The organism is Blastocatellia bacterium (assembly GCA_035275065.1).
Lineage (GTDB): Bacteria > Acidobacteriota > Blastocatellia > UBA7656 > UBA7656 > DATENM01.
The window spans coordinates 104,899-127,380 of sequence record DATENM010000153.1 but is presented as its reverse complement, the minus strand read 5'-3'; the positions used below and the strand labels follow the sequence as shown (position 1 = coordinate 127,380).

15 protein-coding genes are annotated in these 22,482 nt (G+C 58.9%); 9 read left to right on the top strand and 6 right to left on the bottom strand.

Features of this window, described 5'->3' with window-relative positions; translation table 11 throughout:
- Nucleotides 1-12: 12 nt before the first annotated feature.
- Nucleotides 13-1,704, bottom strand: a complete 1,692-nt coding sequence (locus tag VJ464_28585) for a glycosyltransferase (protein ID HKQ09114.1) — start codon at nt 1,702-1,704, stop codon at nt 13-15.
- Between the two features lie 77 nt (nt 1,705-1,781).
- On the bottom strand, nt 1,782-2,810 hold the full coding sequence (locus VJ464_28580; protein HKQ09113.1) for a hypothetical protein: 1,029 nt from the start codon (nt 2,808-2,810) through the stop codon (nt 1,782-1,784).
- 397 nt (nt 2,811-3,207) lie between these two features.
- Between VJ464_28580 and VJ464_28575 the strand changes: the two genes are divergently transcribed.
- From VJ464_28575 to VJ464_28565, 3 genes are all read left to right on the top strand, one after another.
- Nucleotides 3,208-5,565: a glycoside hydrolase family 3 N-terminal domain-containing protein gene (locus VJ464_28575; GenBank protein ID HKQ09112.1), complete on the top strand. Its 2,358-nt coding sequence runs from the start codon at nt 3,208-3,210 to the stop codon at nt 5,563-5,565.
- Between the two features lie 4 nt (nt 5,566-5,569).
- Nucleotides 5,570-6,025: a TIGR03618 family F420-dependent PPOX class oxidoreductase gene (locus VJ464_28570; protein ID HKQ09111.1), complete on the top strand. Its 456-nt coding sequence runs from the start codon at nt 5,570-5,572 to the stop codon at nt 6,023-6,025.
- A gap of 225 nt (nt 6,026-6,250) precedes the next feature.
- Nucleotides 6,251-6,775, top strand: a complete 525-nt coding sequence (locus VJ464_28565; protein ID HKQ09110.1) for a YetF domain-containing protein — start codon at nt 6,251-6,253, stop codon at nt 6,773-6,775.
- On the opposite strand, the gene VJ464_28560 is transcribed toward VJ464_28565, so the two are convergent.
- Complete coding sequence (locus VJ464_28560) at nt 6,772-8,412, bottom strand: hypothetical protein (protein ID HKQ09109.1); 1,641 nt, start codon at nt 8,410-8,412, stop codon at nt 6,772-6,774. The two genes, VJ464_28565 and VJ464_28560, sit on opposite strands and share 4 nt — an antisense overlap.
- Before the next feature lie 169 nt (nt 8,413-8,581).
- On the opposite strand from VJ464_28560, the gene VJ464_28555 reads away from it, so the two are divergent.
- Nucleotides 8,582-10,078, top strand: a complete 1,497-nt coding sequence (locus VJ464_28555) for a MauE/DoxX family redox-associated membrane protein (protein ID HKQ09108.1) — start codon at nt 8,582-8,584, stop codon at nt 10,076-10,078.
- Here VJ464_28555 and VJ464_28550 read toward each other — a convergent pair.
- Both VJ464_28550 and VJ464_28545 read right to left on the bottom strand, forming a co-directional pair.
- Nucleotides 10,075-12,828, bottom strand: coding sequence for a PBP1A family penicillin-binding protein (locus VJ464_28550; GenBank protein ID HKQ09107.1), 2,754 nt, complete (start codon nt 12,826-12,828; stop codon nt 10,075-10,077). The two genes, VJ464_28555 and VJ464_28550, sit on opposite strands and share 4 nt — an antisense overlap.
- 96 nt (nt 12,829-12,924) lie before the next feature.
- Nucleotides 12,925-13,260: a hypothetical protein gene (locus VJ464_28545; protein HKQ09106.1), complete on the bottom strand. Its 336-nt coding sequence runs from the start codon at nt 13,258-13,260 to the stop codon at nt 12,925-12,927.
- A gap of 300 nt (nt 13,261-13,560) precedes the next feature.
- Here VJ464_28545 and glgX point away from each other — a divergent pair, with 300 nt between their 5' ends.
- Nucleotides 13,561-15,702 (top strand): glycogen debranching protein GlgX, encoded by a 2,142-nt coding sequence (glgX, locus tag VJ464_28540; GenBank protein ID HKQ09105.1) that lies wholly within the window; start codon nt 13,561-13,563, stop codon nt 15,700-15,702.
- On the opposite strand, the gene VJ464_28535 is transcribed toward glgX, so the two are convergent.
- Nucleotides 15,692-16,300, bottom strand: coding sequence for a hypothetical protein (locus VJ464_28535; GenBank protein HKQ09104.1), 609 nt, complete (start codon nt 16,298-16,300; stop codon nt 15,692-15,694). The two genes, glgX and VJ464_28535, sit on opposite strands and share 11 nt — an antisense overlap.
- A 1,108-nt stretch (nt 16,301-17,408) precedes the next feature.
- Here VJ464_28535 and VJ464_28530 point away from each other — a divergent pair.
- Genes VJ464_28530 through VJ464_28515 form a run of 4 tightly spaced genes read left to right on the top strand, consistent with a single transcriptional unit; the run spans nt 17,409 to nt 22,471 of the window.
- Nucleotides 17,409-20,282, top strand: a complete 2,874-nt coding sequence (locus VJ464_28530; GenBank protein ID HKQ09103.1) for an FtsK/SpoIIIE domain-containing protein — start codon at nt 17,409-17,411, stop codon at nt 20,280-20,282.
- Nucleotides 20,279-20,551, top strand: coding sequence for a hypothetical protein (locus VJ464_28525; GenBank protein HKQ09102.1), 273 nt, complete (start codon nt 20,279-20,281; stop codon nt 20,549-20,551). The genes VJ464_28530 and VJ464_28525 overlap by 4 nt, the downstream gene beginning before the upstream one ends.
- Nucleotides 20,544-20,831, top strand: coding sequence for a hypothetical protein (locus VJ464_28520; GenBank protein HKQ09101.1), 288 nt, complete (start codon nt 20,544-20,546; stop codon nt 20,829-20,831). The genes VJ464_28525 and VJ464_28520 overlap by 8 nt, the downstream gene beginning before the upstream one ends.
- Nucleotides 20,828-22,471 (top strand): hypothetical protein, encoded by a 1,644-nt coding sequence (locus VJ464_28515; protein ID HKQ09100.1) that lies wholly within the window; start codon nt 20,828-20,830, stop codon nt 22,469-22,471. The genes VJ464_28520 and VJ464_28515 overlap by 4 nt, the downstream gene beginning before the upstream one ends.
- Nucleotides 22,472-22,482 lie beyond the last annotated feature (11 nt).

The following is a 22,482-nucleotide window of genomic DNA, read 5'->3' as shown; positions in this document are numbered from 1 at the left end:
GGCAGGGCTCGGCTAAAAGCCGGAGAGCGCCGCGATAATGGATGAGCCGGAGGCGGCGATGGCCGTATCCGTCGCAAAGATGATTAGCAGAATGATAATGGTCAGCGGCAGGAGCACGGTTATGCGCGCCAGCGAATGCTCCCATCCCCATTGATTGATCGCCACCCCCGCAGCCAGAGCGAAACAGACCGGCAGCACTCCGACGTTGGCTGAAACGATGGCTGCCATAAACAGAATCGCCAGGCCTAATAACCCCGGCGCATTCTGCCTGAAGCGGTCAGCGGCGCGCCGCTCTTCACGGCTTGGCTGACTGGCGGCTCGATCTCCGGTGACAGGAAAGGCGTTTCTGCCGGTCGTCGCCAGCAAGAGCATCTCCCAGAACTGGCTCAGGATGAGCGATAGGTGAATCGCTATGGAAGTGGCGATGTACCGAGCGAGTTCCGCCGGGCGCTTCCAGAGATGGCAGGCTGCCGGGGCGAGCGGCCCGAAGAGGGCGATAACGGTCATGACGATAAAGGGCCAGGTGAGGATCGGCACCTGATCCGTGTCGATCCTGAGCAGCCCCCAAACCGACATGAGACGCGCGAATGGTCCGCCGAGCCGGCTGGAGGGCGCCGAAAAGATGAAGGGAAGCACCAGCGTGAAGTTCATCAGGAAGAGGAAGAAGGGAAACGCCGACACCATCGCCAGACTGGCCAGCAGTCGATCCAGTTTTTCAACCCAGGTGATTCTTGCAGAGAGCAGAAAGGCAGGCATGTCTTTGGCCAGGTGTTCGAGCGCCCCGCGCGTGTACTTGAGCTGGCGCCTTGCAAACGCCTCGTAGGAGGATGGGAACTCCTCCTCGCAAACCAGATCGTCGGCGAGTAGGCCGACATAGCCTTCCTGGCGAGCGCGCGTCGAGAAGGCCAGGTCTTCGGCCACGACGGTCGGGAAGCCGCCCACCTTCTGCCAGACGCTTGTCCGAATCATTCCTCCATGTCCATGAAAGATGACGAAGCCGAAATGCTGCGTCGCGGGAACGATGCGCTGCCAATAAATCTCGACGCTAGCGGCCAGTTCATTTGCGAACGCCGTGTTGCGGTCTGACCTAACGACCCGCTGCCGGGCTTGCACGAAGCCCACCTGCTCATTGGTGAAATAGGCGATGGCGCGGCCGAGAAAATCGGCAGGCAAGACGCCATCCGCATCACAGACGACAAAGAATTCATACCGGTCGGCGATGAGTTCGAGCGCGTGGTTTAGATTTCCGGCCTTGAACCCGTGAAGATTCGGCCTGCGCATCACGGTGGTGAGGTGCGGAAAGCGGCGATGAAATTCGTCGACTCGCGACCTTTCTTGCGGCTCCGTGCTATCGTCTAACAAGAAAACATGAAACTGCGGGTAACTCAGGTTGACGCAGGAGCGGGCGGCGGCTTCCGAAAAGTCGTTCATCGTGGTGTAGAGAACGGCGATGTCGGACTCATGCGGTGCAGGCCGCGCGTGGCGAGGGTTGAGGCGCGGCGTGATCGCCGCAAAGACCGTGGCCGCGAGTTGATAGATGCCGTAAAGCCAGGCGAAGTTAATCCACGCCAGAAAGAAGACGAGCGAGATGAATCCGGGAATTGAGAGAGGCTCAAATAACAAGGCCAGCAAAGCGCGCTGTCCGAGTACCACCGCCAGCAGCCAGAGTCCAAGAACGCTCAACCAGAGATGCGGTTTTTTCATCAAGATTCTCCTGTGTTGCAAGCCGGCGATTTGCGCCGGCACGCCTGAACTGCTTACCGCAGAATGCGCCGCGCGCTTTATGGCTTACCTGAGCTGAACTTTACATCCCGGAACCACAATTTACCCTTCGGGCATTTAATGACCTGGTTATTGCTCACAAAGAAAACAATTTTATTGAGGGCGTTGCCATCAAGCCCTTCCACAAATTGGTAACGCATCTGTTGAAAATCGCCCAGATTAACCGTGAAAGTATGCCAATTCTCATCGATATGGAGTTTGCCCTTGTAGTACTCGTTCAACGAAGAAATTTCGTAGGTCACCCGTTCCCGGTTCGGGATATAGGGATTCCTGGGGTCGTCGACGGCCAGGCGTATGCCAACGTCCGGGTAGCACTCTCCCTTTGCCACCTCCGCCTTGCAGGCGAAGCTGAACTCATGGTAGGTCAGCCGATCACAAGGACTACTGTAGAATGTCAAGTAACCGCCGGAACTGGCGTTGGCGTCATTCTGTCTGATCCCTTTATTAACGTGATAAGAAAAGTGCGCCGCGCCGTCTGGATCATAGACCCACATCGAAGTCCCTATTTCGCCTTCCACCTGGATATAGTGCTGCAACAGGGAATTATTATCCCACGAGTTATAGAGGCCGCCCGGCGCCTTGTTGAAAAGAATGCGAGAAATTTTTTCCGATGGCTGGACAGCCTCATGAATTTGTTGACCCAGGTTGTAAATATCTTCGAGTTTCTTATGATCATTTTCGGAAATTCCATCTATCTGATGGAGACTTTGCCGCACATTGAAGTAGATGAGAATAATCAGCCCCAGGCCAATCACCACAAACAAGGGCCGCAGATTATCAAACCAAGTGTGGATTTTTTTATAGGTGGCGGTCGGGTTTCGGAGAGCCCGATAACCGATTAGAATTACAAAAAATGTTATGACTCCGACGCCGATATATTTTACAGCAGAAGGTATCGACGCATACCATATTCCCAGAATCGTGCCAATCAAACCGGTTTCGGTAGTAATGATCCCATTGATTTCCTTCCTACGCTCCGAGGGCTGCTTCTCTAGTTCCAGCTCAAGTTTTTTCTCTTCTGCGGCCATATTTGGCGACTCCAAGCGTGAAGCCTGACGTTGAGGAAATGCCCGAGTACCCGTTGTGATGAGAGCTATTATTCACAAATTAATTTGGAGGTCAACTCACAATACCGGCGATTAAGCATTTTAATCTGGAGCGCGCCCGCCCCGGCGCCCGGAATAATCCGGTTGCCCGCACGCTGCCGAGCGCGTATATTTCCGAGCGATGCAGCCGGGGGAAGCTGTTCACCAAAGACTTGCGCAACACACGCCATCTTGAAAGCCATCCCGCGACGCGGGCTCGCGCCGATGCGAGGCGTCGAGTGGGTCAGGCTTGTGTGCGCCGTCAAGCAGCGCGGTTTCATGGCATCATTCCTCGGGCGAGCAGCAACGTAAGCTGATTTACAAAACGAGGTCGATCTGAATGAGACTGATTAGGAACCTTCGCGCTCACATGGCGCTGACTGTCGCATTGTTGATGACGATGGCGCTCGGGCTGTCGCTGGCTCACGACGCGCCGTCGCAAGAGAAGCAGCCGGATTATAAGAACCCGCGCCTGTCGGTCGAGCAGCGCGTCGCCGACCTGCTCAAGCGCATGACGATTGAAGAGAAGGTCGCGCAGACCCAGGCGCTCTGGAAAATGAAATCGCTCATCATGGACGACCGCGGCAATTTCTCGCCCGAAAAGGCCAGAAATGTGCTGAAAAACGGCATGGGGCAGATCACTCGACCGAGCGAGAAGAAAGGCCCGCGCGAGATGGCCGAGTTCACCAATGCCATTCAGAAGTGGGTGATCGAGAACACGCGGCTCGGCATCCCCGTGATGTTTCACGAAGAATGCCTGCACGGCCACGCCGCGCCGAAAGGCACCAGCTATCCGCAGCCCATCGCCCTGGCCAGCTCGTGGGATACGGATCTGGTCGAGCGCATCTTTGCGGCGACGGCTGCCGAAGTGCGGGCGCGCGGCGGCCAGCAAGCCTTGACGCCTGTGCTTGACCTGGCGCGCGAGCCGCGCTGGGGCCGCAGCGAAGAGACCTACGGCGAAGACCCTTACCTGGTGTCGCGCATCGGCGTCGCCTGCATCAACGGCTTTCAAGGCCGCGGGCCGGGCATTGATAAGGCGCACATCTTTGCCACCGCGAAACATTTTGCGGCGCACGGCCAGCCCGAAGGCGGCACCAACATCGGCCCGGCCAATTATTCCGAGCGCGTCTTGCGCGACGCTTTTCTCGTCCCCTTTGAAGCCGCCATCACCGAAGCCCATGCCATGAGCGTGATGGCTTCTTATAACGAGATTGACGGCGTGCCGTCGCACGCCAATCACTGGCTGCTGGACGACGTGCTGAGAAAAGAGTGGGGCTTTCAAGGCTTCATCGTGTCGGATTATTTCGCGGTCGCCGAGCTTGAGGCTCGCCACCACGTCGCCGCCAGCAAAGAAGAAGCGGCGAAGCAGGCGCTCGAAGCCGGCGTTGACCTGGAACTGCCCGACATCGATGTTTACGGCATGCTGGTGAAAGAGCTGAAGGCCGGGCACATCTCTGAAGCGACGCTCGACCGCACGGTAGCGCGAACCTTGCGCGCCAAGTTTCTCGCCGGCCTCTTCGATGACCCGTACACAGATCCGGCTTATGCCGAGCAGATCACCAACAACGCCGAGCACCAGAAACTGGCTCTGGAAGCCGCTCACAAGTCAATCATCCTGCTGAAGAATCAGAACAGCCTGCTGCCGCTCGACCGCAACCGGATCAAGACGATTGCCGTCATCGGCCCAAACGCCGAGAAGCTGCACCTCGGCGGCTACAGCGATGATCCGGGGCGCGGCACCAGCGTCCTGCAAGGCATCAAGGACAAGGTCGGCAACGCTACCAAAGTGACCTTTGCCGAAGGCTGCCGCATCACCGAGAGCGAAGCCGACTGGAACGCCGACAAGGTCGTGCCCGCCGACCCCGCGTTGAATGCCAAACGCATTGCCGATGCCGTGCCGGTGGCGCGCGCCGCCGATGTCGTCGTGCTGGTGCTGGGCGAGAACGAATCAACGGCCAGAGAAGCATGGGCCGAGAATCATCTGGGCGACCGCGACAGCCTACAGTTGCTCGGCCAGCAGGACGATCTGGTGAAAGCGGTTCTGGCGACGGGCAAGCCGGTCGTCGTCTTGCTGATGGGCGGGCGACCGCTGGCCGTGACTTACATCGCCGAGCAGGTGCCGGCGATTCTGCAAGGCTGGTATCTCGGCCAGGAAGGCGGCACGGCGGTGGCCGATGTGCTGTTTGGCGATGTCAATCCGGGCGGCAAGCTGCCGGTGTCTGTGGCGCGCTCGGTCGGACAACTGCCGATCTACTATTACCAGAAGCCGACGGCGCGGCGTGGCTACCTCTTCGCCGACAAGACGCCGCTCTTCCCGTTCGGCTATGGCCTGAGCTACACGACATTCAAGTACGGAGAGCCGAAGCTGGCCGCGCCGCACATCGCGGCGGGCGGGCAGACGACCGTGAGCGTCGAGGTCACCAACACCGGCAAGGTTGCCGGCGACGAGATCGTTGAGATGTACATTCACGATCAGGTCAGCTCGGTGACGCGGCCCGTGAAAGAGCTGCGCGGCTTCGAGCGCATCCGCTTGCAGCCGGGCGAGACCAAGACGGTGACGTTTGCCATCACGCCCGACAAGCTGTGGTTCTGGGGCCGCGACATGAAGCGCGTCGTCGAGCCCGGGCGGTTCGATGTGATGGTCGGCCCAAGCTCTGCGACGTTAAAGACGACCGTGCTGGAAGTCACCGCAAAGTGAAACGATGTCAAAGCGCAAACAGATTGAGATGACCGATGCGGAAGTCGCCGCGTTCCTCAACGAGCGCCACACGATGAGTGTGGCGACAAATGGCCGCGACGGCTGCCCGCATCTGGTGGCGATGTGGTACGGCTTCCTCGACGGCAAGCCGGCTTTCTGGACGTACGGGAAGTCGCAGAAGGTGCGCAATCTCGAACGCGACGACCGCATCACGCTGATGGTCGAAGACGGCACGACCTACGCCACCTTGCGCGGCGTGATGATTACGGGCCGCGCCACGGTCTATCGCGATGCCGAGACAGTGATGAAAGTCGGCGAAAGTGTCTACGGGCGCTACAACGGCCCGCTCACCGACGAGACGCGCCCGCTGGTCGCGCACATGGGCCGCAAGCGCGTCGCCGTGTGTATCGAAGTCGAGCGCGTCGTGTCGTGGGATCATCGCAAGCTCGATGGCTACTGATCGCGCCACAGGGGCGACAAAACTCGCCATTTTTCAGCATTTTCTACGCTTTGCTTGAAACCGCCCGCCGGCGCACCGGCCCTTCCTCGCTTTACTTAAACCGCCTTCACAACTGCACACGAGTTGCAGTTGAAAAGCCTTTGTTGGGGCCTGCAATTGGTCAAGCGTCAAAGGCGAAGCCTATGTTTGAGACCGCTATCGGCGGCAAGAGGGAGTAGAGCGAGGATGTTTTTTCAAGGTTGGGCGGCGATTGGCCGCGTCTTCGTCCTGGGCGTGCTGGCTTACCTGGCGGTCGTCCTTTTTCTGCGGCTGTCAGGCAAGCGCACGCTGTCGCTGATGGACCCGTTCGATTTTGTCATCACCACGGCGCTCGGCTCGGTGCTGGCGCAGACTATCCTCACCAAAGAGGTCACGCTGTTGGATGGCCTGGCGGCATTCGCGGTGCTGATCGGCTTGCAGTTCATCGTCACATGGTGCGCGGTTCACAATCACACCGTCCGCCGCCTGATCAAGCCGCAGCCGAAGCTGCTCTTTTATCGCGGCGAGTTCCTCAAGGAAGTGATGAACCACGAACACGTCCACGAAGTCGAAATCCTCGCCGCCGCGCGCGGCTACGGCTTGTCGTCGCTCGACGAAGTCGAAGCCGTGGTGCTGGAAGCCAACAGCCATTTCAGCGTCATCAGTCGCGCCGATAGCGCGCAGCTTTCGACACTCGCCAATGTTTCGAGAAGCACCTCTATGGAAGTCTAGCGCCCGGTCGCGCGGCGGAAGACGCGCACCGCGCCGCTTTGAAAGACCGGCTCCGGCCCGTACCACTCGGCGTTGATGCGGTCAACTTCGCTGTGCGCGCCGACGACGATCAGCGCATCAATCTGCTGGCGCGATTCGGATAGTAGCTTTTCATACCAGAGCAGATGCTCGCTCTCGTCATAGAGCTTAAAGCAAAAGATGCCGGCGCCGCTCAAGTCCATTGCCCGCTGGCTGCTCTCTGTGTCGGTGAAGCGCACAGGGAAGTAATAGAGACACGGGCCGTAGTTGTTCCAGACCACATTGCCGGTGCCGATGCCGAGCGTGCTCGATAGGTTGTGCAGCGGGTTGGCGCGGTAGGGGCCGTTGGTGTCTATCTGAATCGCTTCGACGCGCTGGCCGGTGCCGACAAACGGCCTGGCCTGCATGAAATCCTTCACCACGCGGTTCGAGTAGAGCGCGTATTCCCAGACGAAAGCGACTTGCAGCGCGGCGGCGACCATTAATGCCATGCCGCAGGCCGAAATAAGTGGGCGGCGGTTGCGCCAGTTCATCGCCGGAATGCTTGCCGCCATCGCCATCAGCAGGACGCGCTCGCGCAAGATGCTGCCGTGCGCTTCGCCGAAACTGTCGGGGCCGAAGAAGGCGACGGCAAACAACAGCAAGGCGAGAATCAGCCAGCCGCGCCGTTCGTGCCCTTCGCCCCGGCGCATTGTGAAGAAGGTCACAATCAGCAGAATGATGATAACCGCCTGCACAATCTGGCTCGGCCCGACAAGAGCAAACCATCCGGTTCGCGTCAGCGAAAACGGCAGGCAGTCGTAATCGGCGTGGATCGCCAGGAAGTCAACGCTCCGCGCATGATCGAGCCACGAGAGGGGCGAAAACCAGCTATCCATGCCATACCAGGCAGCCTGAATGTCGCCGCCGGCCTGCATCAGCCGGTGATAAATCACTGCCAGCGGCGCGAGCGGCAACAAGCTGGCTGCCGTCCAGCCGAGCCGCCGCCGGTTCGCGCCCGGCGTCGCCAGCGCCAGCACGACCAGCGCCATCACCGTCAGGCCGAGGCTGACCAGGTGGCTCAGATAACCGATGACCAGCAGCAGCGCCAGCCAGAGCGCCGGCTTCAGGCTCATCCGGTCGCGCCATGCCCACCAGAGGCCGAGCGTAATGAACATCACTGAAGCGCCGAGCAGGAAGCTGTAGAGGCCGAGCAGCCAGAGCATGTTGAGCGACAGCGTCAGCGCCAGCGGCGCAGCCAGTGCCATGCCTTGCCAGCCGGCGACGCGCCACCGCAGCCACACCAGCACCGCCGCCAGTCCGAGCGAGGTCAAGGTCAACAGCGTGCGGTCGGCGATGCGCTCGGAAACCAGCGACAGCAGGCCGGTCAGAATCAAATGCGCCGCCCAGTAAGGCAGCGGATACCAGCGCACCACGTAGAGGTGATTGAAGGCCGCGGGCTGCTTGAGCAATTCCAGGGTGATGTGGGCGTTGAGCAGGTGCAGCGGCCCATCCTGGGTGACGAAATCAGGCACACACCAGATGGCCGCAAGCGCCGGCAGGGCGAAAAGCCCGAAGACAATCAGGCCCCACCGCCGTGAGGCTCGCGAGTCTGTGCGGAGATCGAGGGCGGTCTTCATAAGTCAAAGGCGCTATCGTAATGAACCGCCGACCACAGGGCAAGGGAAAGGGAGAATTAAACACAGAGACACGGAGACACGGAGACACGGAGAATGCTCTGTGCCTCCATGTCTCCGTGTCTCTGTGTTTATCTTCCATCACGCATTGCAGAAGTGGTAAAGTCGCACGGTGATTTTGCTGGCTGTGAGATTATTGCTGGCCGCCGTTTTCGCGGTCGCTGCGGTGGCCAAGCTGATGGACCGGCGCGGCGCTGAGCGCGCCGTCACAGACCTCGGCTTGCCGCAGGCGACCGCGCCGCTGCTCGCATGGATCGTCCCTGTGGTCGAGCTTTCAATTGCCACGCTGTTGCTGCCGGCGACCACGGCGTGGTGGGGTGGCGTAGCGGCGCTTGTGTTGCTCGCGGCGTTTACGGCGACTATGGCCATCAACCTGTGGCGCGGGCGCACTCCCGATTGTCACTGCTTCGGGCAGTTGACAGCGGGGCCGATTGGTCGCGGCACGCTCTTGCGTAATCTCTTGCTCGTCGCGCTCGCCGCGCTGCTGGCGCTGAGCCCGCATTCGACCGTCAGCCTGAGCGCGATTGCATGGCTTAAAGAACTAACAATCGGCGAACGCGCGCTCGTCGGGATAGGCATGGCCGCCGTTGTGTTGCTTGCCGTGGCCGTTGCACTGCTCGTGCGCTTGCTAGGTCAAAACGAGCGGCTGCTTGCGGCACTGGCCGAAGCGCACGTTCCTTTTGAAGATGATGAGCCCGTCGTGCGTCAGGATGTGGCGCTGCCATCGGGCGGCTTGCCGGTTGGCGCGCCGGCTCCTCCGTTTCAACTCTCGGACCTTGATGGGCAGGTGGTGACACTTGCTGATCTGTTGCGCGCCAATCTGCCGTTGGCCTTGTTCTTTGTCAGCCCGACCTGCGGGCCGTGCGCGGCGATGCTGCCGGACGTCGCTCGCTGGCAACAGCAGTACGGCGAGCTGATGACCTTCGCTTTCATCAGCTCAGGCAGTCGCGAAGAGAATCAGCAGAAGTTCGCCGATGCCGGCACGGTGCTGTTGCAAAGCGGCTCTGAGGTTTCAACCGCGTACGAAGCCCGCTGGACGCCCGCGGTTTTGATCGTCAAAGCCGATGGCAGCATCGCCAGTCGGCTTGCCAGCGGCAGCGACGCGATTCGCCGCTTGATCGTTCAGGCCGTCACCGCCACAGGCTCGAACCTCGCCGCGCGGCGCGTTGAGATGAACGGCAATGGGCAGCCGAGCGAATCGGCCATGCAAATCGGCCAGCCGGCGCCGCCGCTGGCGCTGCCTGATCTCAATGGAACGCTGGTGAAGCTCGATGATTTCAAAGGCGAGCGCACGCTGGTGGTTTTCTGGAGCCCCGATTGTACGTTCTGCGAAAAGATGGCCGGCGAGCTGAAGCGCATCGAAGCCAACCCGCCGCCGCACGCGCCGCGATTGCTGGTTGTCTCGAAAGGCTCAATCGAAGCGAATCGCGCCGCGGGCCTGCAATCACCGGTCGTGCTGGATAGTGACTTCGCGGTCGGCCAACGGTTTGGCGCCAGCGGCACGCCATCGGCAGTGCTGGTTGACGAGCGCGGCTTGATCGCTTCGGAAGTCGTCAGTGGTGAATCGGGCGTGCTGGCGCTTGTCGGCCTCAGAAAAGCGGTGCATTAATTCCGCGGTGGCCAGGCGGGTTTCGGCGCCGGGCGGCGCGGGCGCGGCGCAGGCGGCAAGCTGCTTCTCATCTCAGGCTCGGTAATCAATGGCGGGGGCTCGTTGGGGGCGACCGCGGAGTCGTCAGCCGCCGGGCGCGGCGCTTGCCTTTCGTGTTCCATACTACAAATCTCACTCGGCTCGCTACCCGCCGCAAAAGTTCTCCGCAGCGTGTGCGGGCATGCCGATGAGGATAGCATTCCGCTGTCGGCGCAAATCTCAAGCGTCAAGCCGGTTGTCTGCTCGTTCTCGTTCATGGAGTCAGGCGATAAAGGGTCCGTGCCGGCATCGGCGACCATCGCCCCGTGGGTGCAGTCGTTGATCGGCTCGGTGCCTGAAATAAAAATCTCTGTGCGGCGCTCGGCGCATTCGGCGGTGGCGCGCAACCCTGTCGTTGGATCGACCTCGGCTTCGACGATTCCCGATGGTCGCGTGAAGTTGTCGCCGCCAAGCTCTGGCCTGATCGCCAGCGCCTCTTTGACGAAATCAGCCCACAAAGGCAGCGCCGTCTCTGACGCCTTCATGCCGAGGTCCGTGTTGTCGTCGCAGCCTACCCAGACGGCGCAAACCAGATTTGGGGTGTAGCCGACGAACCAGCCATCATTCGAAGTGCCGGTCTTACCGGCGATGGCACCGGGCAAGCCGTAGCCGCGCAGGCTGGCCGCCGTCCCCTGCTCGACAACCGATTCCATCATGCTCGTCAACAGGTAAGCGACCTGCGGCGAGAAGGCGCGCTCGCTGGTCGCCGCAACGTTCGCCTGCCGGTCGCTATTGCTGCGAATCGTCTTGACGGGAATGGGGCGCAGCGCCGTCCCGCCATTGGCAAACGCGATGTAGGCGCCGGCCATCTCCAGCGGCGTCGCTTCGTTGGTGCCGAGGGCCAGCGAAGGGTAGACGTGCGGCACATCAAGTCCACAGCTCTTTGCGGTTTCCGTGACGTTGCCGAGCCCAACATTCAACGCCAGCTCGACTGCCGGCACATTCATTGAGCGCGCCAGCGCCTCGCGCAGCGTCACGTCGCGGTTCGTGAAGCCGCCGTGATAGTTTGCCGGCGTGTATTCGGCGCGGCCTCCGTCATAAGTGAAAGTTTGCGGGCGGTCCGAGAGCAGCGATATCGGCGTGTAATAACGGTTACTGAGCGCCGTGGCATAGACAATCGGCTTAAAGGTCGAGCCGGGCTGGCGACGCGCATCGGTGGCACGGTTCAACTGGCTCTCGTCGTAGTTGCGCCCGCCGATCATCGCCAGGACTTCGCCCGTGTGCGCGTCGAGCGCGACGAGCGCCGCCTGCACAGGTTTGACCTCTTCGCCTTTGCGCGCCGGGCGATGGATGACGCGATCAAGCCGGGCTGTGTGTTTGACTACGGCATCGTGAGCGGCGCGTTGCAGGCGCGGGTCCATGGTCGTGACGACGCGGCGCGCGGCTGATTCGCCATTTGAGCCATAACGCTGGTCGAGAAAACGCTCGACGTAATCGATGAAATAACTGCCGCCATAATCTTCGCGCGGCTCCTGCTTCTTGATCTGCAAGCTTTCACGCTTGGCCGTTTCGGCCTGCTCGCTGGTGATCGCGCCGGTGTCGGCCATTGCATCCAGCACATTGTTACGGCGCTCGACGGCGAGTTGCAGGTTGCGGGTGGTGGCGTAACGGTTCGGCGCGTGGATCAGCCCGGCGAGCAGGGCGCTTTCGCTGAGCGTCAGCTCGTTGAGGCTCTTGTCGAAATAAACCTTTGCCGCCTGCGCGAAGCCATGCACGGCGAACGTGCTGCTCTGTCCGAGGTAGACGTTGTTGCAGTAGAGCGTGAAGATCTCTTCTTTCGACAACCGCGATTCGAGAATGAGCGCCATCATCGCTTCTTTGACCTTGCGGGCGAGGGTGCGGTCGCTGGTCAGGAAGGCGTTCTTAATCAATTGCTGGGTCAGCGTCGAGCCGCCCTGCACCATGCCGCCGTGATGCACATCGGCCCACAGCGCGCGGGCGATGCCGCGATAATCGACGCCGCTGTGTGTGAAGAAGCGGCGGTCTTCGATGGCGACGACGGCGTCGCGCAGAGATGCCGGGACGTCAGCAAACTGCACGGCGATCTGCTTGCGGCGGTCGCCATCGCGCAGATTGGCCAGCGGCTCGCCTTCGATGAAGGCGGATTTCAATCGCACGCCGCCTTGCGCATTCGTGAGCGCCACGATGCGGTTGTCTTTGCCAATCTCCGCGCGCATAGGCGTCACGCCCATCTCTTGCGCCGTTGCCGGGTCGGGGTGAATTTCAATGACGTTGCCGTTGATGCTGTAAGCGCGCGTGTCGCCGCTCAGGTTGCCCTGGGCGTTACGCTGATAGCCGGCGCCGTCGAGATAGCTTGCCAGTTCATCAAGCGACATGCGGTTGCCGACTGAAACTTTGAAAGGCGCGGTGAAGATGCCGACCGAATGATCGAAGAAACCGGCTTCGAGGCGGGCGTCGATCTCGCGTGAGAACTGCACCGTGTAATAAGCGGCGACGCCGATCAGTCCGAACAGGACAACGGCCAATGGCACCAGCACACGCGGTTGCGTCATCCACACGGCCAGTCGTTTAAATGGGCGGGGAATCAATCGCAGCGCCCATCGCCAGGCCGCCGACCACGCATCAGCATGACGCGAGGGCCGGCGCGGTTGACGCACCACCAGGGTGCGTAACTGATGACCGCTGCTTGACGTGACCCGTGCCTTGTCCACCTTCAGATTTCCTTTCTCTTCTCTCGCCGCGCGTTGAGCAAAGCGCAAGGTTGCAGACTAGAGCGTTAGCTTATCGCTCGCTTGCGCCGCACTGTCCTAATGCGTTCTGGCGACCTCTGAGCGCACGTTGGCATCGAGCCACGCATCAATGCGATCAAGCCATGCAATGTCGGTTTCTTCGTCAACCAGCGCCTGGCGCAACTGCGCCGCTTTGCCCGCCAGCGCCATCAGCACCTCCGTATTGACGGTCCCCTCCATTTCCTTGACCATTCGCGCCAGCATCACGATTGCATTGACGTAACCTTCATAGAAAGCCGGTGATTTCTCGGGCGGCAGATACATGCCGGTTGCTGCTTGAATGGCTTCCGGCAGTGTACTGAATTGGGCCGCGAGGCTGCGGATTGTGTCCTCAGATAGAGTTTCGATTGTCATAAAACGCCTCCCATCGCTCATATAGCCATCGGCGTTCCACAACCCAGGTCAGGCGAATGACAACGCGCATGGGAACGCGGGCATCTTGCCCGCAATCTCACGCATGCGCATGGGTAGCTGGCGAGAGGCGCGCGCTCCCAGGCTGTTCTTATCCCCTTGCTCTGTTGTAGAGTTAAAGGTGTGGGCGCTGGCGACTTCGGCCAGCGCGGCTTGACCTGATGCACTTTTCCATTTCGCGGCTAACCAATCTTGCCGAGCTGCTATAACCCAGCATTCACACGACGAGGACAACAATAGAAGATGAGAGTATGGCCGGGACAACCTTACCCGCTCGGCGCGACGTGGGATGGCGCGGGCGTCAACTTCGCGATCTTTTCCGAGAACGCCACTGCCGTTGAGCTTTGCCTCTTCGAGCAGCGCGATGCGGCGCGCGAAACGGCGCGCATTCGCTTGACCGATCACACAGATCAAGTCTGGCACGCCTACCTTCCCGAAGCGCGGCCGGGACAGCTTTATGGCTATCGCATACATGGGCCGTACGAGCCGCACGCCGGGCACCGCTTCAACCCGGCGAAGCTGCTCATCGACCCATATGCCAAGGCCATCGCCAGCACTGTCGCATGGAGCGACGCGGTCTTTGGCTACACCATCGGCCACACGGACGCCGACCTCGCCAAAGACGACCGCGACAGCGCCGGCGCGGTGCCCAAGTGCGTGGTCATCGATCCGGCTTTCAGTTGGGGCGATGATGCGCCGCCGCGCACGCCGTGGCATCAGACGTTGATCTACGAGCTGCACGTCAAAGGCTTCACCCGTCAACATCCCGAAGTGCCGCCCGAGATGCGCGGCACCTACGCGGCGATGGCGCACCCGGCGGTCATCGACTACCTGCGCAAGCTCGGCATCACGGCGGTCGAGCTGCTGCCGGTGCATCAATTCATCTCCGGCAAAGACCTGGCCGAGCGCGGCCTGACCAATTACTGGGGCTATAACTCGCTCGGCTTTCTCTCGCCCGACGTGCGCTACGCCTACAGCGGGCACCTGGGCCAGCAGGTCGCCGAGTTCAAGATGATGGTCAAGACGCTGCACCGCGAAGGCATCGAAGTCATCCTCGATGTCGTCTACAACCACACGGGCGAAGGCAATCACATGGGGCCGACGCTCTGCTTTCGCGGCATCGATAACCAGGCTTATTACCGCTTAGTGCCGAATGACAAGCGTTATTACATGGACTTCACAGGCTGCGGCAACACCCTGAACATGACCCACCCGCGCACCCTACAACTGATTATGGATAGCTTGCGCTACTGGGTGCTGGAGATGCATGTGGATGGCTTCCGCTTCGATCTGGCCTCGACGCTGGCGCGCGAGCTTTATGAAGTGGATCGCCTGGGCGCGTTCTTTGACATCGTCCACCAGGACCCTGTGCTGTCGCAGGTCAAGCTGATTGCCGAGCCGTGGGATTTGGGCGAAGGCGGCTATCAGGTGGGCAACTTCCCTGTGCTGTGGGCCGAATGGAATGGCATTTACAGAGACGCGGTGCGGGGTTATTGGCGCGGCGACGCCGGGCTGATAGATGATCTCGCTTATCGCCTGACCGGCAGCAGCGACCTGTACGAAGGCGGCGGGCGGCGGCCTTACGCCAGCATCAACTTCATCACCGCGCACGATGGCTTCACGTTGCGTGACCTGGTCAGCTACAACGACAAGCACAACGAGGCGAATGGCGAAGATAACCGCGACGGTCACGACCACAACCTCAGTTGGAACTGCGGCGTCGAAGGCCAGACCGATGACCCACAGATTCTCGCCTTGCGCGCCCGCCAGCAGCGCAACTTCCTGGCGACGCTGCTGCTGTCGCAGGGCGTGCCGATGTTGCAGGCGGGCGACGAGATCAACCGCACGCAACTCGGCAACAACAACGCTTACTGTCAGGATAACGAAATCTCCTGGCTCGATTGGAACCTCGGCGACGACAAGCACAAGCTGCTGGAATTCACCCGCCGCCTGATCCGCTTTCGCAGTCGTCACCCGGTCTTGCGGCGGCGAAAATTCTTCCAGGGTCGCCCCATTCGCGGCTCCGAGGTGAAGGACGTGGCCTGGTTCCGGCTGGACGGTGCCGAGATGACCGAAGCCGACTGGCGCAATGATTCGGCGCGCACCTTGACCGTACGGCTGGCCGGCGAGCAGATCGATGAAGTGGACGAGCGCGGCCGTCGCGTGCTGGATGAAACCTTGCTGATTCTCTTCAACGCGCACCATGAGCCCTTGCCCTTCACGCTGCCTGAGCAGAGCCGCAAGACCGAATGGGAATTATTGATTGATACGCGGGATTGGCAGGTCGGCGGCCGCCGCAAGCTGGTGCGCGGCGGCGCGCGCTACGAAGTCGAAGCGCGCTCGCTGGCAGTCTTCTGTTTGAAGGCGAGAGGGGCTAGGGGTTAGCGGTTAGCGGTCGAAGTGAGAGGCGCAGCGTTGCACGCCAGGCGCAGCTTGGCTGCGGTGCTTCGGAGAGCTGCACAACCAGATTGACCAGCAGCGCATTGGTCGGCGTCGAGAAGTTTCCCGCTTTCGAGACGCGCGGGCCATCGAGCAGCGCGGCTCCGATGGGATCAATCGTTGCCGGCGCGGCGTTGAAGCGAGCGCGCTCAACTGCCTCGTTCGCCGTTTGCGGGCCGCTCGCGCGCAGCGATTCGACGTGCGCCGCAAGGATCGGCGCGCAGCCCTCAGTGGTCGAAGCCGCCAACAGTTCATAAGCGACGTTGGTGCGTACTTCGATGGGAATCGAGATGCTGAGTGGTCCTGTTTGACCGGGCGCGCTCAAGGCGACGACGAGCTGCTCGCTGCCTTGCTCGTAGACGGTTGCTTGCACTGAAGCTGACGCGCTAGTAAGCGTCCTCGACGCCGGCCCGCCAACGGTCAGCCTGAGGGCGTGTGAGACGCTGCCGCTGACGCGCAATGCCGCGCTCTGCTGGGCGCTGCCATTGATCGACAACACCGCCAGCAGCGCACAAGCCAGGAATGCGAAACGAAGTCTTTTCATCGGCGATCTAGCCAGAATCGGTTAACACTATCAGGCGATCAGTCAGGATTGCCCATGTCCTTCGCTTGGTTGCAGGCCGTGGTTGAGCAAGCCCCGTTCCCGAAAGCAAACCGGCGTGGCGTCGCGCTGCTCGACGACAGCGTTTGCCAGGAACGCCCATCCTAGCACGAAAAAAACGCCGAACCTATTCCCCACTAAGGTAATTTTTGGGAGATGAAGGAGTGCTGGCCGAAACGCCTGCGCCATCGCTTGCGCGGCTTGCCGGTGACGTCATTGGGGCGAAGTGCCTCAGTCGGTGACATTACTTGTACTAAAGATCAGTATGCCATTTTAAAGCGAATTACACTACATTTACTTAAAGACCGCTCTAGAGTTGATGTGAGAAGGTCGGGTGGAAAAAGAGGCGGGGCGCCTCAAGCGATCTGCTGATGCAGGCTTTCGTACTCCATCGGTGAGCGATACGCGATCCCGGAGTGTCATCGCTGGCTATTGTACCACCCTTCGATGTACTCGAAGTTTCCCATTCTCGCTTCCTCTACAGTTCGCAACGTCTGCCGGTTCAGTTCCAACCAAACGTAAAGGGAGGTATATAGCGGCAAATAGTTCTGGTAGGTGACTAATTCCAGTTAAGCGCACGGGCACCTCAACTTGGCTGTACACATGTTATTTGGAGTCAAGAATTTTCCTGTACGCACTGCAAAAGATTACCTTATAGGATTGACAAACGTAGCAACTAAGAATACATTTAGCGCGTCTTACGAGCCTATCAGGTTGGAAGCGAGCCTAAAGGTCAGGTTAAATAAAGACTTCAAGCGATATATAGCACGAATGGGTATCCTTTGCTGATTTCTGGTTGGCACATTGAATCCGGTTTATCCTGATAACCGACAGCATCGAGCGAGTCCGGTTTACGATTCATTGCGAGGATTAATAAACCGTAGCAGCAGCAGTAAATTGGCATCCTTTGTTTGACCCAACTCCCAGGTATTCCAGAACGCCTGGGATTAATTCGTGATACCTACACATCATGCAGATTGATCAGCCCTAGATGCTGATGCCTGCGGTGGCGGTATAGCTGCCAAGAGAATTGAACACAGGGCGGAGAATTATGTTTCCACAATCAAAAATGCGAATAGCTGAAATAGAGGCTCACATTGAAGAGTTGAATCGCAAAGTGCGCGAGTCTCAATCCCAAGCCAAAGCGCTCCAGGATCATGGAAGGCAAAACGCGGCCCAACTGGATGGCTATTTCCAGTCGCTTCTCAAAGCAAATTCTGAGCGGTTTAAGAATTCGCTGGGGCACCGGCCCATCTCAAGTTCGGCAAACTGGGCTGAACCGAGGTGGGCTTCGTGGAATCCAGCAGCCGCCCAAATTGAAAACCTGATTCGCATTGGCGATCTTGTTGAACGGCGCGATGGCAGCGACCTGCGTTTGCCAGCCTACCTTCCCTTCATCGGACAACATAAAACCGTCATCGTGAGAAGCCGCGGACGCTCAGTTGAACAGGGGGCGATGTTGCTACAATCCCTGCTCATTCGCACCGCCTTGATGTTGCCTCATCAAGCACGCTATACCTTGCTGGATCCAGCCGGCAACGGGATTGCTTTCCCCATGCGCCGCTACTTGCCACAGGTTCGTGAGAATACGGGCGATGTGCGGCGTGATCTTGATCAAGTCATCGTTGATATACAGCGCATTATCGAGAGCTATCTTGATGCCTCAATCACGTCGTTTGAACTGGTGCCGCAAGAGATTCGCATCAATGAGCGGTTTCAATTTGTTTTCGCCGCCGATTTCCCGAATCAATATGATCGCCGGGCAATTGAAGCACTGCAAAGCATCGGCAATACCGGCCCCGCCGCCGGGACCTATCTGTTCATTCATTACAATCAGAATCACGAGCTTCCGCGCGATATGAGTATGAACGCATTCAAGAACGCGATTTATATTGACGCGGATGACGCCGCCGCACTCACCCCATTGAATTTAAGATTACAGGCTGATTCTGCGCCGTCGCCTGAATTGCAGAGCCAGCTTTTTCAAACGCTCAGTGCGGCAAAACCGCCCGAACGCCTGTTAGATTGGGACAGCATCGCAGGGTTGGAGGAAAGTCACTGGTGGCGAGAAACCAGCACCCGAATAATTGAAACCCCGATTGGCGCGCGCGGCGGCGGCGAGAAGCTGAAATTATGGTTTGGGGTCAATCACGATAATCAACCCTGCGCCCATGGAATGCTTGGCGCCATGACGGGTTCCGGCAAATCCAATTTATACCATGTCTTGATTTGTGGACTTGCCGTTCGCTATAGCCCTGAAGAATTGCGCTTCTATTTGATTGACGGCAAAGACGGCGTGGAGTTTCAACCGTACCGTCACCTGCCGCATGCGGAAGTGGTTTCACTGCGCTCGTCGCCGGAACTATCTCGCAGCGTCCTGGCTGAACTGATTGCTGAGAAAGAGTATCGCAACCGCATCTTCTCGCAAGTTGGGGCCCAGGATTTGATCAGCTACCGCGAAAAGGGCGAGCCCGAAGGTAAATTTCCGCGCATCCTACTACTGGTTGATGAATACCAGGAACTCTTCGAAGGCGACAAAGATGCAAACGCTTCCAGCTACCTGCTGCAACTCTCTCAGCAAGGCCGCAGCGCTGGCATTCATATGCTTTTAGCTTCCCAGCGTTTCGGCGCGGCAGGGATGCTAAACCAGACTGCCATTTTTGGCAATTTGCACCTGCTGATGGCCATGCAGATGAAGACGACCGACATCCAGGCGCTCACGGAATTTGGCCGCCGCGGCAAAGCTTTGATCGCCACCTGTGATCTACCTGGGAAAATCGTCGTCAATGACAGAGGCGGCGACGATAACGCTAACATTCCTGGTAAGGCGGCCTATCTAAGCTCAAGCCGCCGCGAGGAACTGCTCGCGGCGCTGAATGGCAAAGCCGGTGCGCTTCCAGATAGCAGCTTGCCGCGCCGCGTCGTCTTCAATGGACAAGCGCAACCAAGCCTGTCAGATAATCCCTATCTTTCGCGCTTACTGCGGCATGTGAGATGGCCGAGTGGCGAAGACTTACAGGCATTTGCCCGTGAGCCCATCGAGACCGGCGGACTGGGCGTGATTGACTGGTTCTATGCGGAGCAGCCACGGGCCGTGTGGCTCGGCCAACAGTTCAATGTGCGCGGGCAAGCGATGATGGTGTTCCGCCGGCGCGTCGGCGAAAACGCGATGATTGTCGGCGGCGCGAATGCCGCACGCTACGGGATGCTGGCAGCTATCCTTACCAGCCTTGCAGCGAACACTGATCCGAGCGGCACCCAATTCATCATCTTAGACCGCAGCATCCAGGGATCGCAGTGGAACGGCGTACTCCAGGCGGTTTGCAATTCGCTTCTGCTGCCCAGCGGCTACACGACGCAGTTCAGCCAAGAGGCCGCGAAAGCAGAGTTATTCCTGAATGACCTGAGCCATGAATTGAACCGCCGTCAAGGCTTGGGCGAACAGACCATGATGAGCGAGCCGTCGATATTCGTTACGATGACCGAACTGGACGGCATCGAAGCGATGCGGCGCAAGGCGGATGCCTATGGCGGTACGGTCGATTCGCCGCTCGCCGAGATATTGAGAAGGCTCTATGTTGAAGGGCCATCGCTCGGCATCCATTTGATTCTCAGCTTCTCCGGTGTCAGGCCCATGGCCAATGTCGTGGAAGAGCGCCGCGGACTGATCAACTTCCGCCACCGGGTCGCCCTACAGATGTCGGAGGATGACTCGCACGCATTGACCCGAAGCCGCAAAGCCTCACAATTGCAAATGGAAGGCCCGACGCCAGTCTGCGCCTTGTATCTGGATTTGGAGAACGATAAAAGCGTGCGATTCAAACCCTACAGTAGCGATGCCGCGATGGTGGCCCAGAACGAATCATTGATCGACCAGCTTCGCCTGATCGGCGAGGGGCTGGCAACACGGAGGAATCACCGATGAGTATGGACGATCAATTCATCCAGATGCAGAATTTTCATCGCGCGCTAGTCAGCTTCAATGAGCATTTACGCGGCACCGTGGCGGATCTGGAATCGCGGCATGAATATGTCTCGCCTTACTGGCAGGATGAAATGCGCAAGCACTACGATTCGATCTGGGGGCCGTTTGAAGCCACCATGAAGCGTTATATCCATTCAGAAGGGCCGAACTACGCTGAGTTTCTGACCGTCAAGCTGCAAACCCTAAGGAGGTACTTACAAGGTGGCTGACTCAAGAATATTACTTGCCGGCCTGGAAGAATACCGGCGGACGCTGGGACTGCACCTGTCTCAATTGCAGGCCGAATACGATTATCTGGATAACACTTGGCGTCAATTCAGCAGCGTTTATGAAGGCGATGCGGCGGATCAATTCCGCGCCGGTTGGATGCGCACGGCGCAACGCTTTCAGGAATATATTCGCCAGACCGGTATGATTGCCGGCATCCTCGATGAACGCATTGAGTATCTTCGGGAAACGAACCGCACGGAAGGTGGCTTAATCGGGTGAGTGTTTATAATCCTCGCATCGTCGCGCAGGCTCTTGCCGATCTGACTGAAGAGATGGCGCGTTGGACTATTGCGGCGCGGGATATGCTGGCGATAGCTTCCCATACCCAGCGCCATGCCAGAGAGCGTGTGGACCGCACGGTCCACCATGCCGCCATTGTGGTCGATCAGGCTGAGCAAGATGAGGAGCGCGTGCAGAAAGCGATTGCTGAGACGGCTGACTTGCTGGATAAATGCCTGGAGGGGAAAGCTTCCTCCAGTGAAACCCTGCAGGAAGCACAGAATGCCCTGCAATACGCTGATGCGACGCTACAAGAATGGGAAGAGGAACTGGCAAAAGCGCTCGCCTGGTTGCAGCGTGCCGAGGCGAGATTGGCCAGAGCGATTGCGGAATATGAGCATGCCCGCAGAGCTTATGCCGTCGCTCAATCGGCATACGAACGCGCCGTCGCGCGCTACAATGCGTGCGCAAACAATCGAGAACGCACCAATTGCGATAGCGAAGCCAGAGACGTGCGGGCTGCTGAGGTTGAATTGCGTCAGGCCGCCGCCTGGGTGGAGGCCGCCGAAGCTGAAGTCATGGCAGCCAGAGAAGAAGTTGAGATGGCCAAAGCGCGCGTCGCTTGTTGTCGCCGGGCGGTCGACTACGCCAGTCAGGCCGTCCGCCTTGCGCAGGAGGCCGAAGCCGAAGCCGTCCAGGCCGTGAATGCGGCTGAACGCGGGTTAGAGTTCGCACAGGCCGCTGAGAAGCTAGACGAGGCGGCAAAGGAAAGCGTCATCGCCGAGAAGGAAGTGGCAGAACACATGATGGCGACGACACGCGAAGCCGTTGTGTTGACCGATGAAGCTGCCGCGCATTTGATCTCCGCCGATAAAGCCGAAGAATCTTCACAACGGTACTCATGGAACGCCCGACAAGAGCTTCAACATCGCATGGAGCTTCTCCACGAATTGAACCGAGCAGATTTATATGCAGATAGTAGCAAGAATCAACTTGCGGTCAAAAAATCATTTTTAGTAGCAGGGACTGTTATTAAACAAGCAGAGGAAGCACTAGCTGAAAACTATGCGGGCGAGAGCAGCATGCTGGATAATGACAAAGCCTACGAATGGGATAAGGTTAAACATATCAGGAAAGGGGATGCCGGAGAGGGATTCACCCGAGTCCGTTTAGCAGATCTTTATGACTACGAACGAATCGAGTCTCAGCCCAAAGGATTAATAAAAGGTCAAAGCCGACCAGACTTCGCGGTCAAAAGCTTAACTGATCCTGATAAATATGAAGAGATTGTCGATTCAAAAGCTTGGCAATTGACCATTCCCGGACGTGAAACTGATAACGCTCCGCCAACACTGGAAGGCATAGACTCGTCTCGACTATTGAGCATCAACAAACTGAAGAGTGTGGTACAGCGATATACCTCCTCAGACAAATTAGAAACTGATGGACGCCTGGCTCTCTATTTTCCAGAGGAAGTTTTGCGTCTGGCGCCACAGATTCAAAAGGAGATTGAAAGTTGGTCTGGTACTGAACTCGCTCACGGCAAAAAAGTCGAAGTCCGCTCTCAAGGAATCTGGGATGATGAACTGAAGAAATACGCGGAGAAATTGCATGAGAAAAAACGCCTCAGTTCATCCTGAAGGAGCAATTG

Excerpts from the sequence above, each read along its gene's own strand:
- VJ464_28565 (HKQ09110.1), top strand. The coding sequence starts at position 6,251 with ATGTTTTTTCAAGGTTGGGCGGCGATTGGCCGCGTCTTCGTCCTGGGC.
- VJ464_28545 (HKQ09106.1), bottom strand. The coding sequence starts at position 13,260 with ATGACAATCGAAACTCTATCTGAGGACACAATCCGCAGCCTCGCGGCC.
- VJ464_28560 (HKQ09109.1), bottom strand. The coding sequence starts at position 8,412 with ATGAAGACCGCCCTCGATCTCCGCACAGACTCGCGAGCCTCACGGCGG.
- VJ464_28530 (HKQ09103.1), top strand. The coding sequence starts at position 17,409 with ATGTTTCCACAATCAAAAATGCGAATAGCTGAAATAGAGGCTCACATT.
- VJ464_28575 (HKQ09112.1), top strand. The coding sequence starts at position 3,208 with ATGAGACTGATTAGGAACCTTCGCGCTCACATGGCGCTGACTGTCGCA.
- glgX (HKQ09105.1), top strand. The coding sequence starts at position 13,561 with ATGAGAGTATGGCCGGGACAACCTTACCCGCTCGGCGCGACGTGGGAT.
- VJ464_28580 (HKQ09113.1), bottom strand. The coding sequence starts at position 2,810 with ATGGCCGCAGAAGAGAAAAAACTTGAGCTGGAACTAGAGAAGCAGCCC.
- VJ464_28585 (HKQ09114.1), bottom strand. The coding sequence starts at position 1,704 with ATGAAAAAACCGCATCTCTGGTTGAGCGTTCTTGGACTCTGGCTGCTG.
- VJ464_28535 (HKQ09104.1), bottom strand. The coding sequence starts at position 16,300 with ATGAAAAGACTTCGTTTCGCATTCCTGGCTTGTGCGCTGCTGGCGGTG.
- VJ464_28525 (HKQ09102.1), top strand. The coding sequence starts at position 20,279 with ATGAGTATGGACGATCAATTCATCCAGATGCAGAATTTTCATCGCGCG.
- VJ464_28570 (HKQ09111.1), top strand. The coding sequence starts at position 5,570 with ATGTCAAAGCGCAAACAGATTGAGATGACCGATGCGGAAGTCGCCGCG.